Source organism: Geodermatophilus sp. SYSU D00703, from assembly GCF_054050155.1.
The window spans coordinates 1-14,740 of record NZ_JBJGYU010000046.1 but is presented as its reverse complement, the minus strand read 5'-3'; the positions used below and the strand labels follow the sequence as shown (position 1 = coordinate 14,740).

Annotated in this window: 13 protein-coding genes; 3 read left to right on the top strand and 10 right to left on the bottom strand. The window is 74.8% G+C overall.

The window, feature by feature from the left end:
* Positions 1–14: 14 nt before the first annotated feature.
* From ACI782_RS24370 to ACI782_RS24350, 5 genes are all read right to left on the bottom strand, one after another.
* Positions 15–869, bottom strand: a complete 855-nt coding sequence (locus tag ACI782_RS24370; RefSeq protein WP_456912699.1) for a 3-hydroxyacyl-CoA dehydrogenase family protein — start codon at positions 867–869, stop codon at positions 15–17.
* Entirely contained in the window at positions 866–2,110 is a 1,245-nt protein-coding gene (locus ACI782_RS24365; protein WP_456912698.1) for a thiolase family protein, read from the bottom strand. The genes ACI782_RS24370 and ACI782_RS24365 overlap by 4 nt, the downstream gene beginning before the upstream one ends.
* A 159-nt stretch (positions 2,111–2,269) precedes the next feature.
* Positions 2,270–2,863, bottom strand: coding sequence for a TetR/AcrR family transcriptional regulator (locus ACI782_RS24360; RefSeq protein ID WP_456912697.1), 594 nt, complete (start codon positions 2,861–2,863; stop codon positions 2,270–2,272).
* Between the two features lie 70 nt (positions 2,864–2,933).
* Positions 2,934–4,385: an APC family permease gene (locus tag ACI782_RS24355; RefSeq protein ID WP_456912696.1), complete on the bottom strand. Its 1,452-nt coding sequence runs from the start codon at positions 4,383–4,385 to the stop codon at positions 2,934–2,936.
* Positions 4,378–6,327, bottom strand: coding sequence for a primary-amine oxidase (locus ACI782_RS24350; RefSeq protein WP_456912695.1), 1,950 nt, complete (start codon positions 6,325–6,327; stop codon positions 4,378–4,380). The genes ACI782_RS24355 and ACI782_RS24350 overlap by 8 nt, the downstream gene beginning before the upstream one ends.
* 83 nt (positions 6,328–6,410) lie before the next feature.
* Between ACI782_RS24350 and ACI782_RS24345 the strand changes: the two genes are divergently transcribed.
* The gene (locus ACI782_RS24345; protein WP_456912694.1) at positions 6,411–6,803 is read left to right on the top strand and encodes a hypothetical protein; all 393 of its coding nucleotides are present in this window, start codon (positions 6,411–6,413) and stop codon (positions 6,801–6,803) included.
* Between the two features lie 15 nt (positions 6,804–6,818).
* Here ACI782_RS24345 and ACI782_RS24340 read toward each other — a convergent pair whose 3' ends face one another.
* Complete coding sequence (locus ACI782_RS24340) at positions 6,819–7,838, bottom strand: Lrp/AsnC family transcriptional regulator (RefSeq protein ID WP_456912693.1); 1,020 nt, start codon at positions 7,836–7,838, stop codon at positions 6,819–6,821.
* A gap of 119 nt (positions 7,839–7,957) precedes the next feature.
* Here ACI782_RS24340 and ACI782_RS24335 point away from each other — a divergent pair, with 119 nt between their 5' ends.
* Both ACI782_RS24335 and ACI782_RS24330 read left to right on the top strand, forming a co-directional pair.
* On the top strand, positions 7,958–9,298 hold the full coding sequence (locus tag ACI782_RS24335) for an MFS transporter (protein WP_456912691.1): 1,341 nt from the start codon (positions 7,958–7,960) through the stop codon (positions 9,296–9,298).
* Between the two features lie 28 nt (positions 9,299–9,326).
* Positions 9,327–10,745, top strand: a complete 1,419-nt coding sequence (locus tag ACI782_RS24330) for an amidase (RefSeq protein ID WP_456912690.1) — start codon at positions 9,327–9,329, stop codon at positions 10,743–10,745.
* A 10-nt stretch (positions 10,746–10,755) separates the two neighbouring features.
* On the opposite strand, the gene ACI782_RS24325 is transcribed toward ACI782_RS24330, so the two are convergent.
* From ACI782_RS24325 to ACI782_RS24310, 4 genes are all read right to left on the bottom strand, one after another.
* Complete coding sequence (locus tag ACI782_RS24325; protein WP_456912689.1) at positions 10,756–11,448, bottom strand: IclR family transcriptional regulator; 693 nt, start codon at positions 11,446–11,448, stop codon at positions 10,756–10,758.
* A 127-nt stretch (positions 11,449–11,575) separates the two neighbouring features.
* A complete protein-coding gene (locus ACI782_RS24320; protein ID WP_456912688.1) occupies positions 11,576–13,024 on the bottom strand; it encodes an aldehyde dehydrogenase family protein in 1,449 nt (482 codons plus the stop codon).
* A gap of 47 nt (positions 13,025–13,071) precedes the next feature.
* A complete protein-coding gene (fahA, locus tag ACI782_RS24315; RefSeq protein WP_456912687.1) occupies positions 13,072–14,262 on the bottom strand; it encodes a fumarylacetoacetase in 1,191 nt (396 codons plus the stop codon).
* Between the two features lie 55 nt (positions 14,263–14,317).
* Positions 14,318–14,740 (bottom strand): homogentisate 1,2-dioxygenase domain-containing protein (locus ACI782_RS24310; protein WP_456912686.1); only part of this gene is annotated, 423 nt, incomplete at its 5' end.

The following is a 14,740-nucleotide window of genomic DNA, read 5'->3' as shown; positions in this document are numbered from 1 at the left end:
TCCGCTCCTGGGGTCTAGGGGTAGGTGTGGAAGCCCTTGCCGGTCTTGCGGCCCAGCTCCCCGGCCGCGACCTTGTCACGCAGCAGCTGCGGCGGGGCGAACCGCTCGCCGAGGGTCCGGTGCAGGTACTCGGCGATCGCCAGCCGGACGTCGAGGCCGACCAGGTCGGTGGAGCGCAGCGGACCCATGGGGTGCCGGTAGCCCAGCTCCATCGCGGTGTCGATCGCCTCGGCGTCGGCGACGCCCTCCTCGAGCATCCGGATCGCCTCCAGGCCCAGCAGGACGCCGAGCCGGGAGGAGGCGAAGCCCGGGGAGTCCTTCACCACGACGTCGGTCTTGCCCAGGGCTCGCACCCAGCCGCGGGCGGCATCGACCACCGCCGGGTCGGTCTCCGGCGCGACGACGACCTCCACCAGCTTCGACGCCGGGACCGGGTTGAAGAAGTGCAGGCCCAGGAACCGGGCGGGGCGCTCCAGCGCCGCGGCGAGCTCGGTCACCGACAGGGAGCTGGTGTTGGTGGCCAGGACGGCGGCGGGACCGGCGGCGGCCGCCGCCGCGCCCAGCACCTCGGCCTTGAGGTCGGCGCGCTCGGGGACGGCCTCGATCACCAGGTCGGTGTCCCGACCGATGTCGGCGGGGGTCTCGAGCAGGGTCAGCCGGCCGAGGACGGCCGCGACGTCGTCGGCGAGCCTGCCGCGCCGGGCCGCCTCCTCCAGCCCCTCGGCCACGCGCCCGCGGGCGGCGTCGGCCGCCTCTCCGCCGGCCTCGACGACGGCGACCCGTGCGCCCGCGGCGAGGAAGGCCTGGGCGATGCCGGCGCCCATGCGGCCACCGCCGATCACGCCCACCCGGGCGGGGACGCCGCTCACACCCGCTCCACGAGCATCGCGACGCCCTGGCCGACGCCGACGCACAGGGTGGCCAGCCCGCGGCGGCCGCCCTCGCGCTCGAGCCGGCCGAGCAGCGTCACCAGCACCCGGGCCCCGGAGCAGCCGAGGGGGTGGCCGAGGGCGATCGCGCCGCCGTCGGCGTTGACGACGTCCTCGTCGATCTTCAGCCGGCGCAGCACGCCGATCGACTGGGCGGCGAAGGCCTCGTTCAGCTCGACCGCGTCGAGGTCGTCGACGGTCCAGCCGGCCTTGGCCAGCGCCTTCTCCGTCGCCGGGACCGGGCCCAGGCCCATGACGTTGGGGGCGACGCCCGCGCTGGCGCTCACGACGACCCGCGCCCGCGGGGTGAGCCCGTGCCGCGCGACGGCGTCCGCGCTCGCGAGCACGAGTGCCGCCGCGCCGTCCGACAGCGGCGAGCTGTTGCCCGCCGTCACCACGCCGCCGGGTCGGAAGACCGGCCTCAGCTTCCCGAGCGTCTCCAGCGTCGAGCCGCGGCGCGGGCCCTCGTCCGTGCTGACCTCGACGGTCTCCTTCTTGGTCCGCACGGTCACCGGGACGATCTCCCGGTCGAAGCGGCCCGCGTCCTGCGCGGCGACGGCGCGCTCGTGGCTGCGGACGGCGAAGGTGTCGCACTCCTCGCGGGTCAGCCCGTCGAGCGCGGCGATCTCCTCGGCGGTCTCGCCCATGGAGAGCGTGACCTTGCGGGTGCGGGGGTCCTCGGGGTGCTCGACCGCCTCGTCGTGGGCGGTGAACGCGGGGTTGGTGAAGCGCCAGCCGAGGGCGGTGTCGGCGACCTCGCCGGGCTTGGCCCACGGCGTGCCCGGCTTGGCCATCACCCACGGCGCGCGGGTCATCGACTCGACCCCGCCGGCGATGGCGAGGGCGACCTCCCCGGCGCGGATCGCCGCGGTCGCCGACGCGGCCGCGGTCAGCCCCGAGGCGCAGAGCCGGTTGGTCGTGTAGCCGGGCACCGTGTCGGGGAGCCCCGCGAGCAGGACCGCCATCCGGGCGACGTCGCGGTTGTCCTCGCCGGCCTGGTTGGCCGCGCCGAGGACGACCTCCTCGACCGCGTCGGCGGGCGCTCCCGACCGGCGCAGGACCTCGCCGACCACGAGCGCGGCGAGGTCGTCGGGGCGGACGCCGGACAGGGCGCCCCCGTACCGCCCCTGCGGGGTGCGCACCCCGTCGACCAGGAAGACCTCGGTGGACCGGTGGGACATCGGCGCTCCTCGGACGTGGCCGGGCCGGCGCGGTCGGCACCGGAGCGGCGCGGACCGGGCGGACGGACTTCCCGACCAATCGTTCAGTAAATGTCCCCGGAAGTCTCGCGCACCGCGGGCGCCCGGTGCAAGCCCCCGGGTCGGGTCGGAACGGGCGGGTCAGCCGGCGCGGAGCCGGGCCAGGGAGTCGTCGAGCATCCGGAGCTGCGTGTCGGCCGAGGTCGGCGCCGTCGGCAGGAGGGCGAGGACCTGCAGCCCCATCGCCATGGCGAGCAACTGCTCGGCGAGGACGTCGTCCGGCGTGGCGACCGTGACGTCGCCGTCCTCCCGCCCCTCGGCGAGCAGGGCGCACAGGTCGCGGCGCCAGGTCTGCATCGCGGCGTCGCTGATGCCGGCGAGGCGGTCGTCGGTGACCGTGCGGCTCCAGAACGGCAGCACGATCCGGGCCTCGTGCACGGTCAGCTCCGTCGTCGGCAGGACCTCCACGAGGAAGGCCCGCAGGGCGGCCACGCCCCTCCTGCCCGCGACCGCGGCCCGGACCCGCTCGTTGGTGCGGTCGAAGACGTAGACGTACGCGGCCTCGATCAGCTCGTTCTTGTTGGCGAAGTAGTAGGCCAGCGCGCCGTTGGCGTATCCCGCGGCGCGGGCGATCTCGCGCATGGTGGCGGCGTCGGCCCCCTGCGTGGCCATCAGCCGCCAGGTCACCTCGAGGATCTCGCGGCGCTTGGCCTCGTGGTCCACCAGCTTCGGCACCGGGCTCCCGTCCTCTCGTCGTCGACGGTCGAGTCTGACCGATGGGAGGAGGGGAGCCCGGTGCCGGGGATCAGCCGTCGGCGGCCGCGGCCTGCTGCGGCCGGCGGACCAGCGCGACGACCACACCGGCCGCGAACGCGGCGGCGATGACCACCAGCAGCACGGCGGCCAGGACGGCGTCCCCGCTGATCAGCGTGGTGAAGTTGGCCAGCACCAGGCCGACCACGCCCAGCAGGCCGAGCGTGCCGAGGGCGGGGGCCACGCGGGTGTGCCAGACGCGGCGGTCCACCCGGCTGCGGGCGAAGAACGCCAGCACCGCCACGCTGGTCAGCACCATGAGCAGCAGGACGCTCACCGTCGCCAGGCCCGACATCCAGGTGAACAGCTGCAGCACCGGGTCCGAGCCGGCCACGGCGAAGACGGCCACCACTCCGAACGCCATCGCGGTCTGCACCAGCGAGCCGACGTGCGGCGAGGCGTGGCGGGCATGCGTCCGGCCCAGCCCGCCCGGCGCCACGCCCTGCCGGCCCAGCGCGAACAGGTACCGCGAGATGGCGTTGTGGAACGCCAGCAGGGCGGCGAAGAGGCTGGTCAGCAGCAGGACGACCATGGCGTCGGCGACGGCCGGGCTGAGGTACTCCGCGGTCGCGCTGAACACCAGGCCCGCGGTGTCGGCCTGGGCCGCCGCGACGACGTCGTCGGTGCCGAAGGCGAGCACGACCGCCCAGCTGGCCAGCGCGTAGAACCCGCCGATGAGGACCACCGCCACGTAGGTGGCCAGGGGCACCGTCCGCCGCGGGTTGCGCGCCTCCTCGCCGTAGATGGCGGTCGCCTCGAAGCCGATGAACGACGCGATGGCGAACATGATGCTGATGCCCGGCGCGCCCTCGAAGAACTCCGCGGGGGCGAACGACCGCACGTCGATCCCGTCCGCGCCGCCCTGCACCAGCACCGCGACGGCCACGACGGCGATGACGCCGATCTCCAGCGTGAGCAGGACGCCGAGGACCTTGGCGCCCACGTCGATGTTCCGGTAGCCGAGCACACCGACGGCCGCCATGAGCACCAGCGACCAGACCCACCACGGCAGGTCCGGGCCGCCGTACTGGACGACCAGGCCCTGCGCCGTGGCGCCGGCCAGCCCGTAGACGGCCGCCTGGATGACGGTGTAGGTGAGCAGCGCCAGCCCGGCGGCGCCCACGCCGACCGGCGTGCCGAGCCCCTTGCTGACGTAGGCGTAGAAGGCCCCGGCGTCGACGACGTGCCGGCTCATCGCCGCGTAGCCGACGCTGAACAGCAGCAGGACGACGGCGGCGACGACGTAGGCCATGGGGCTCCCCGGGCCGTTGCCGATCGCGAGCATGACCGGCAGGGCGCCACCGATCGAGGTGAGCGGCGCGGCCGCGGCGACGACCAGGAAGACGATCCCGACCACGCCGATCGAGCCGCGCAGGCCGCGGCCGCCGGCGGCCTCCCCGGGAGCGGGGGCGGGAGCCGGTGCGGTGGAGGAGAGCTCACTCATGGCAGGGGCCACCCTCGGCCGAGCCGCCGGTGGACCGGGAGCGGCAGTGGGCGCTGGCGTTCGGGGGGACGTCGAGAGTGGGGTTGCGGTCGAAGAAGCCGACCGGCTTGAGCCGGAATCCGGTGTGGTCGACCGGCATGATCGGCCAGTCCTCGGGCCGCGGGACGTGGGTCAGCCCGAAGGTGTGCCACACGACGAGGTCGGTGCCCTCCAGGTCGCGGTCGGCGGCGACGTACTCGGGCAGACCGGCCCCGCCCGGGTGCTGGTTGACGAAGTCGCCGGCCGCGTAGCGCTCGGCGGGGTCGTGCCGGGTGACCCACAGGTGCTTGGTGGCGAAGCCGGCGCGGCGGGCGATGGAGCTGTCCGGGTCGGCCAGCAGCGGCGGCTGCCCCTCGGGGAGGAGCGCGTAGGCGACGGGCTCGCCGAGCCGGTTGCGGCTGTTGGGGTTGCTGATGTGCCACACCCGGCCCGCCGACTGGTCGGCCGTGCGCTGCGCCTCGGACTCGCGGCGCAGCGTCGTCCGCCGCTGGGCGAAGGCGTTGCCGCGCGGGTTGTCCGGCCCCATCGCGACGCGCACGAAGTCCAGTTCCTCGACGGTGTTGGTCGGGCCGTCGACGGCCATGTCCAGCCGGGCGCTGAACAGGTGCTGGTGGAACGGGGCGCCGAGACCGGGGGCGAGCTGGGAGGCGTACGGGTAGCCCACGCCCGGATACGCGGAGGTGAAGACGATCCCGGTGGCCTTGACCTCGAACCCGATGGTGCCGTCGAGGTACAGGTACCAGTAGAACCCGTAGTCGTAGTTGCCGATCGTGGTGAAGAAGCTGATCACCATGCGGCGCTGGCGGCGGGTCTCCGACGAGCCGGCCCACAGGTCGGTGTGCTTCCAGAGGATCCCGAAGTCCTCCTCGTGCATGCAGATCGCGTTGCGCAGCACCTGCGGGTTGCCGCGCTCGTCGGCGATGACGGCGTCCATGTAGGTGATGTCGCCGAGGCAGTCGCAGCCCAGCTCGAGGGCGTTGGCGTACCGGCCGACCAGGTACTCGCCGGTGTCGAAGTAGTTCTGCCACGACCGGACGGGGGAGGGGTCGGCGTAGGGGACGACCATCTCGGCGATCGACGCCCGGTGGATGACCGGCCGCACCCGGCCGCCGTCCTCGAAGCCGATCTGGTGCAGGGTCAGGCCCTCGCGCGCGTCGAACCCGACCCGCAGCTGCCACTTCTCCCAGGTGAGCAGGTTGTCCTCGAGGGTGAAGCTCGGGCCCTCGGGCTGGGTGATCTCGATCGGCCTCTGCGTCGTCCGCAGGGGGCCGGTGAGCGACGGGTCGGTGAAGTTGCCGTGCTCCTCCGGGACCGGCACCGGGCCGAGGTCGACGACCTGGTCGACGGTCTTGCCCATGACGTCGACGTAGGCGACCAGCCCGTCGATCGGGTGCGCCCAGGGGTGGTCCTCGGGGGAGTCCTGGCGGAAGGCCAGCCCGCGCAGGATCCGGCGGCCGGTCTCCTCCGGGTACTCGAAGACCCCGGCGGACAGCGGGGCCACCCGGACGTCGGCGATGTCCAGGCCGCGTGCGGCGAGCGCGGCCAGCCAGCGCTCGTCGGTCGCGAGGACCTCCTCGACGAGGGCGAACTCCTCGTCGAGCACCGGCAGCTGGCCGTCGGTGGCGGCGTCGAGGGCGCGGTCGGAGACGAGCTCGCGCCGGCTCACCGAGACGACGACGTCGCGGGCGGCCGGCCGGGACACGTCGTGCAGCAGGGCCCGGACCCGGCGGTCGACGGGCGCGCCGGCGTACAGCGCCGCCTTGTCCGGCTCCTCGAGGCCGACGTAGACGAAGCGGGTCGTGTCGACGACCAGCCCGGCGTCGGTCAGGACCTCGCGGGCGGTGGTGACCTCGTCCGCGGTCAGCTGCTCGAGCGGATGGGTCGTCGCGGTGGGTGCGGCCATGGGGGCTCCCTGTTTTGGTTCTACGGGTGTAGAAAGACTGCGTGACCCAAGTTACAGCCGGCGTCTCGATATGTGAAGCCCGTGTGTCAAAGCCGAACACGCCGCGGTCGCTCGCTCCCGTGCGCTGGTGTGCGGTCGCCGTGGCGGTGGCCTCGGCCGCGGTGCACGTGCTGGTCCTGACCACCGGCGGGACGCCGTCGTCCGTGCAGGTCGTGGCGCTGCTGGGGATGGCGGCGGCCTGCCTGCCGTGTGCGGCGCACCTCGCGCTGCTGCCCCGCCGGCGCACGTGGGTGCAGACCGCGGGAGTGTCCGCCGCGATGCTCGTCGCACACCCGCTCGTGTCGGCCGGTGCCGGGCACTCCGGGCACGGGGGGACGGGTGCCGTGGGGATCGCGATGGTCGTCGTCCCGGCGCTGGGGCTGGCCCTCGCGCTGACCGGCCTCGCGCTCGGTCGGTGTCGTCCGACGGCTGCCTGAGCCTCCGCCGGGCAGTCAGTCGACGTCGCCGCTGTCGCCGCCGCGCAGCCGGGACGCGAGCACGGCACTGCGCTTGAGCGACTCGACGACGACCGAGACCTCCAGGGCGTCCACGTCGGCTGACCAGGGCGACGTCGTCACCAGCTCCCGCAGGGCCGCCTTGTCGGGGGCCGCGACGTCGACGAGGAAGGACCAGTCGCCGGCGAGCTCGGCGGCGTACCGGACCGAGGACGCCGCGGCCAGCGCCCGGCCCAGCTCGTCGACCCGCCGCGGAGCGGTGCGCAGCCACAGCAGCGCCTCGACCGGCAGCCCCAGCAGGACCGGCTCGACGACGGCGCGGAAGTAGACGACGCCGTCGGAGCGCAGCGCCTCGACGCGCCGCCGCACCGTCGCCTCCGACACCCCGCACAGCCGGGCCAGCTCGTCGCTGGTGCGCCGCCCGTCCTCCGCGAGCGCGCGCAGGAGCAGGCGGTCGACGCCGGAGAGCGCCACCCTCGGGGCGGTGCCGGAGAGGGGGATGTCCGGGACGTCCCGGGCGAGCGCCGCGCGCTCGTCCGGGGCCAGCAGCTCGGGCATCCAGTCGTGGACGGTCCGGTGGTACCGCAGGACGGGGGCGCTGGTCACCCGCCCCAGCCCGGGGACGGCGGGGAGCTCCTCCATCGTGAGTGCGGCGACGTGCTCGTCCCGGCCGACCACCTCGGCCACGACGTCGGACGTGCCGGTCACGACGTAGGTGAAGATCGTGTCCCGCCGCCGCGCCAGCGCCCCGGCGGCGAGCCGCGTCGTCCCGGGGGCGCACCGCGCGCGCAGGACCCAGGGGTCGCCCGCGCCGATCCGCGTCCGTGCGGGCAGGCCGGTGACGACGACCCAGCCCTCCTCGACCAGTCGCGACCCGCGGCGGGCCACGGTGCGCTCGGGTTCGCCCAGGACCGCGGCGATCTGCCGCCAGGACGCCCGCCCGTCGACCTGCAGCGCGCCGACGATCCGGCGGTCCAGCGCCGTGAGCGGGCCCGGGAACCCCGATGGAGTCGTCATCGGCCACGAGCGTGGCCGATTCCGTCAGGTGCGGCAAGAGCGTTGCCGATGTGCCCGACGCCACCCGACTCTGTGACGCAGTTCGCACCCCGTCGCCGCACCGCTTCCCAGGAGGAGTCATGGCCGCACCCGCCACCGTCGGGACCGAGGTCTCCCGGCAGCCGGCCGACCCCAGGCCCCGCCCGTCGAGCTCCCGCCGGGTCCTCGCGGCCACGGGCATCGGCAACGCCCTGGAGTGGTACGACTGGAGTGTCTACGCGATCTTCGCGCCGTTCTTCGCCGCGCAGTTCTTCGCGCCCACCGATCCCGTCTCCGCGCTGCTGGCCACCCTGGGGGTCTTCGCCGTCGGGTTCCTCATGCGACCGCTCGGCGGGTTCCTCTTCGGCTGGCTGGCCGACCGGCGCGGCCGCAAGACGGCCATGGCCTCCGCGATGGTCCTGTGCGCCGCCGGCAGCCTGGTCATCGGCATCGCCCCGACCCACGGGACCATCGGGGTCGCGGCGTCGGTGCTGCTGCTCCTGGCCCGGTGCGTGCAGGGCCTCGCGCACGGCGGCGAGATCGGCTCCTCCCACACGTACCTGGCCGAGATGGCGCCGCCCCGGCGCCGCGGCCTGTGGGCCTCGACCATGTACGTGGCCGTCACCACCGGCACGCTGGCGGCCACGCTGCTCGGTGCCGTGCTGACCAGCACCGTGTCGTCGGAGGCGATGACGTCCTGGGGCTGGCGGATCCCCTTCCTGATCGGGGCGGCGCTGGGCGTCTACGCCCTCTGGCTGCGCCGCTCGCTGACCGAGACCGACGCCTTCCAGCAGGAGCGCGCCCGCGCGGCCACCCCCGCCGCGGCGCCGGCCGAGACGTCCCCGTCGCTGCTCGCCGGGGTGTGGGCGCACCGCGGGGCCGCGCTGCGGGTCATCGGCCTGACCGTGGGCGGGACCGTCTTCTACTACACGTGGGCGGTCTCGGCCCCCGCGTACGCGATCGGCGTCAAGGGCATCGACGCGAGCGCGGCGCTCTGGGCCGGTGTCGTCGCCAACGCCGTCTTCCTCGCCGTCCTCCCGCTGTGGGGCGCGCTGTCCGACCGGTGGGGACGGCGGCCCAACGGGTTCGTCTTCGGCCTCGGCACCGCCGTCCTGGCCTTCCCGCTGACCGCCCTGATCCAGGACGAGGCCTGGCAGCTGGGCGTCGCGATGTCCCTCGCGCTCGTCGTCATGGCGTCCAGCGCCTCGATGGTGCCGGCCTGGTTCGCCGAGCTGTTCCCGACCCGGGTCCGGGCGTCGGGCATGGCGATCCCGTACTCGATCGCCGTCGCGCTGACCGGCGGGACGGCCCCCTACCTCCAGACGTGGCTGGGCAGCCGCGGGCAGGAGGACCTGTTCACCGGCTACGTGGTCGTCCTGGGACTGGTCACGCTGCTGACCGTCTGGCGCACCCGCGAGACCCGCGGCACCGAGTTCGCCTGAGCCGGACCGATCGAGAGGAGGAACGACCGTGTCCGACGAACTGTGCGGACTGTCCGCCGTCGAGCAGGCCGCCCTGGTCCGCCGCCGCGAGGTCTCGGCCATCGAGCTGCTGGAGGCCCACCTGGCGCGCATCGACCGGCTCGACCCGCTGGTCAACGCGATCGTGACCCGGGACGACGACGCGGCCCGCGCCGCGGCACGGGCGGCCGACCGGCAGCTCGCCGCCGGGGGACCGGTCGGGCCGCTGCACGGGCTGCCGGTGGCGCACAAGGACACCCACGCCACTGCCGGGATGCGCACGACGTGGGGGTCGCCGCTGATGGCCGACCACGTGCCGGCCGAGGACGATCTGGTCGTCGCCCGCCTGCGGGACGCCGGCGCGGTCCGGGTGGGCAAGACCAACGTCCCGGAGTGGGCGGCGGGCTCGCACACCACCAACCCGCTGTTCGGACCCACCCGCAACCCGTACGACCTGCGGCGCAGCGCCGGCGGGTCCAGCGGGGGAGCGGCCGCCGCGCTCGCCGCGGGCCTCGTCCCGCTCGCCGAGGGCAGTGACATGGGCGGCTCCCTGCGCAACCCCGCGGCCTTCTGCAACGTCGTCGGGCTCCGGCCCACCCCGGGGCGGGTGCCGATGGTGCCGAACGGGCTGGGGTGGCAGACCCTCGGCGTCCAGGGGCCGATGGGCCGCACCGTCGCCGACGTGGCGCTGGTGCTGTCGGTGGTCGCCGGGCCCGACCCGCGGGCGCCGCTGTCGCTGCAGGACCCCGGGACGTCGTTCCTCGGTCCCCTCGACGCCGACCTGCGGGGGCTGCGCGTGGCGTGGGCGCCCGACCTCGGCGGTCGCGTCCCGGTCGACCCGGAGGTCCTCGCCGTCCTCACCTCGCAGGTGAAGACCTTCGAGGACCTCGGCGCCGAGGTCGCCCAGGCCTGCCCCGACCTCTCCGGCGCCGACGAGACCTTCGACGTCCTGCGCGCGTGGCACTTCGCCACGACGCTCGGCGACGCCGTCCGCCGGCACCCGGACCGGGTCAAGGAGACCGTGCGGTGGAACGTCGAGCGCGGGTTCCGGCTCACCGCCGAGGACGTCGGCCGGGCCGAGCTGTCGCACACCCGGCTGCACCAGCAGGTGGTGACGTTCTTCGCGGAGTACGACGTGCTGCTCGCGCCGACCACCCAGGTACTGCCCTTCGACGTCGACCTGGAGTACCCCACGCGGGTCGACGGCCGGCCCATGGGCGACTACCTGGAGTGGATGCGCTCCTGCTCGCTGATCTCGGCCACCGGCTGCCCGGCGGTGAGCGTCCCGGGCGGGTTCACACCCGAGGGGCTCCCGGTGGGCCTGCAGGTCGTCGGGCCGCCCCGGGCCGACCGGCGGGTGCTCGAGGTCGCGCACGCGTTCGAGCAGGCGACCGGCCACGGCCGGCTGCGCCCGCCGCTCGACGGCTGACCCCGGGGCGTCAGCGGAGGGCGGCGGCGACCTTCGCCGCGGCGGCGGTGACGGCCCGGCCGACGGAGTCCACGTCGATCGTGTCGTCGACGTAGACGACGGCGAGGGCGGCGCGGGCCCCGCCGTCCGGCCCGAGGACGGGGGCGGCGACCGAGTGCATGCCGGGGATCACCTCGCCCCGCGACGTCGCCCAGCCGTTGCGACGCGCCGCAGCGAGCTCCGGCCGGTCGCCGGGCGCCGGCGGCTCCGGGATGAGCAGGGCCAGGCCGGGGGCGCCGCGGCCGACGGGGTGGCGGGTGCCCGGGCGGTAGGTGACGTGCGCGGGGGAGTCGTGCGGCTCCACGCTGGTGACGGTCACCGCCTCGTCCCCGGTGCGCACGACGAGGAACGCGGTCATGCCGAGCTCCGCGACGAGCTCGTTGAGCCGGGGGAGCGCGGCGGCCTGCAGCCCGGTCCGCACGCCCCGGGCCAGCGCGGCCACCCCGAGCCCGAGCGAGAAGTGCCCGGCCGCGTCGCGATCGACGAGCTGGTGGTCCTCCAGCGTGCGGAGCAGCCGGTAGGTGATCGACCGGTGCAGCCCCAACGCCTGCCCGATCTCCGCGATGGGCTGCGGCCTCCCGGCGGCGGCCAGGTGCTCGAGGACGCGGATGCCGCGGTCGAGCGTCTGTGACTGCGGCGCGCTCGCGCCGTCGTCTGTCACCATCGCCGCCCCTCTCCGTCGTCCTCCCGTGCCAGCCTACGGTCGCCCGCCGCGGGGGTGTCCGGCCGCACGGGACACCGCCCCGACGCCCTGGCGAGGGTCGGGGCGGTGCCGCGGACGCCGGGACTGCTCAGCCGTTGACCACCTGCGGCACGGCGACCGCCTTGAGGCCCTCCACGCCGAACTCCAGGCCGTACCCGGACTTCTTCACCCCGCCGAACGGGATCATCGGGTGCACCCCGCCGTGCGAGTTGATCCATACGGTGCCGGCCTCGAGCCGGGCGGCCACGGCGCGCGCCGCCTCCCGGTCGCTGCTCCACACCGAGGCGCCCAGGCCGACGTCGAGCGCGTTGGCCATGGCGACGGCGGCGTCGACGTCCTCGTAGCGCACGATCGGCAGCGCCGGACCGAACTGCTCCTCGGCCACCAGCGGGTTGTCGTCGTCGACGTCGGCCACGATCGTGGTCGGGTAGAAGTACCCGGGGGCCCCGGGGTCGGGGTCGCCGCCGAGGAGGACCTTCGCGCCGGCGTCGCGCGCGGCGTCGACCAGCCGCGCGACGACGTCGTACTGCGCGCGGTTCTGCAGCGGGCCGAGCACGTTCTGCTCGTCCAGGCCGCGGCCCATCGGCATCGCCTGCGCGACCTCGACCAGCGCCGCGCACACCTCATCGTAGACGTCGGTGTGCACGTACAGGCGCTTGAGCGCCGCGCACGTCTGACCGGTGTTGATGAACGCGCCCCAGAACAGGCCCTCGGCGATCGCGCGCGGGTCGACGTCGGGCAGCACGATGCCGGCGTCGTTCCCGCCGAGCTCCAGGGTCAGCCGCTTCACCGTGTCGGCCGAGCTGCGGATGATCGCCTGGCCGGTCGCGGTGGACCCGGTGAACATCACCTTGTCGACGCCCGGGGAGGCCGACAGGCGGGCGCCCACCTCCCGCTCGCCGGCGACGACGGTGAGGACGTCGGCGGGCAGCACGCCGTTCAGGACCTCGGCCAGGGCCAGCACGGAGAGGGGGGTGTACTCCGAGGGCTTGACCACCACGGTGTTGCCCATCCGCAGGGCCGGGGCGACCTGCCAGATCGTGATCATCATCGGCCAGTTCCACGGGCCGATCGCACCGACCACGCCGACCGGGCGGTAGTGCAGCTCGGCGTGCGTCTCGCCGTCGTCGACCACGGTGCCGCCCGGCAGCTCGGTGGCCGCAGTCGCGCGCAGCCACGCGGCGCACGCGCCGACCTCGAACCGGGCGTTCGGACCGTTGAGCGGCTTGCCCTGCTCCCGGGAGAGCAGCTCGGCGAGCGGCTCGGCGGCCGCCTCGACCGCGTCCGCCGCCCGCAGGAGCAGCTCGACGCGGTCGGCGTCGGGTCGGGCCGCCCACGCCGGCTGCGCGGCGCGGGCACGGGCGACGGCGGCATCGAGGTCCTCGACCGACCGGACCGGAGCGCGGCCGACGACCTCTCCCGTCGCCGGGTCGAGGACCTCGTGGCCGGCGGGGTCGGTGACGGCGGCCAGCAGGTCTGCGTAGGTCGGCGTCTGCGGCGTGGGAGTTCCGGACTCGGTCACGGTGGGGGTGGTCATCGTCGCCCTTCGATCGGAGGGAGGAGCGGGGGAGGGGGCGGCTGGGCTCACGGCGCCGGCTGGACGCGCCCGGTGACCTCGCCGAAGGAGATCCGGCCGCCGTCGGCGCCCGGGGCGGTGGCGGTGATGGTCACCTCGTCGCCGTCCTCGAGGAACGTGCGGGTGGAGCCGTCGGCGAGGGTCAGGGGCTCCGTGCCGCCCCAGGACAGCTCGATGAACGAGCCGCGCTGGTCCTTGCCCGGACCGGAGACCGTGCCCGAGGCGTAGAGGTCGCCGGTGCGCAGGGATGCGCCGTTGACCGTCATGTGCGCCAGCTGCTGGGCCGGCGTCCAGTACAGCTGCCCGAACGGCGGGCAGCTGACCAGCTCGCCGTTGAGCCGTACCTCGAGCGTGAGGTCCAGACCCCAGGGGGCGTCGGTGTCGTCGAGGTAGGGCAACACCGGGACGTCGCGGGTCGGCGGCGCGACCCGGGCGGCCTCCAGCGCGGCCAGCGGCACCACCCACGGCGAGAGGGAGGTGAGGAAGGACTTGCCGAGGAACGGCCCCAGCGGCACGTACTCCCAGGCCTGGATGTCGCGGGCGGACCAGTCGTTGACCAGGCAGACGCCGAACACGTGCTGCGGGAAGTCGCTCAGCGGCACCGGCCGGCTGAGCTCTGACGGCGTGCCGACGACGAAGCCGACCTCCGCCTCGATGTCCAGCCGCTGCGAGGGACCGAACGTGGGCGCCTCGTCGGTGGGTGCCTTGCGCTGCCCGTTCGGCCGCACCACCGGGGTGCCCGAGACCTGCACGGTGCCGGAGCGGCCGTGGTAGCCGATCGGCAGGTGCTTCCAGTTCGGCGTCAGCGCCGCGGAGTCGGGCCGGAACATCCGGCCCAGGTTCTCCGCGTGGTGCTGCGAGCTGTAGAAGTCGACGTAGTCGGCGACCTCGACCGGCAGGTGCAGGGTCACCTCCGACCGGGGCACGAGGTGCGGCTCCACCGCCGCCCGGTGCGCCTCGTCGGTGAACCACGCCCTCAGCTGCGCCCGCAGGGCCGCCCACGCCTGCGGCCCGCGCGCCATGAAGGCGTTGAGCGAGCCGGTGGCGTGCCCGTCGTCCCCGGTGGCCGCGGCGAGGTCGAGGACCGAGTCGCCGATGGCGACCCCGGTCCGCGGCGTGGTGCCGGGCGTGGAGAAGACGCCGTAGGGGAGGTTGTCCAGGCCGAAGCCGGTGCCGGCGGGGAGGTCCAGCCAGGTCATCTCGGGGCCCCCGCGGAGACGTGGAGCGCCAGCGGAGCGTCTTCGTGGGGAGTTCTCATGCCGAGGGCCCCCGACCGGACCAGGTCCAGGCGTACTTCCCGTCGTCGGCGGCGGTGCCGGCCTCGCCGAGGTCGAGTGGCCGGAAGGTGTCGACCATGACGGCGAGCTCGTCGAAGTACTCGGCGCCCAGGGAGTTCTCGACCGCGCCCGGCTGCGGGCCGTGGGAGTGCCCGCCGGGGTGCAGGCTGATCGAGCCCTTCCCGATGCCCGAGCCCTTGCGCGCCTCGTAGTCGCCGGCGACGTAGAACATGACCTCGTCGGAGTCGACGTTGGAGTGGTAGTAGGGCACCGGCACCGCCAGCGGGTGGTAGTCGACCTTGCGCGGCACGAAGTTGCAGATCACGAAGCCCGCGCCCTCGAACACCTGGTGCACCGGCGGCGGCTGGTGCACCCGGCCGGTGATCGGCTCGAAGTCGGC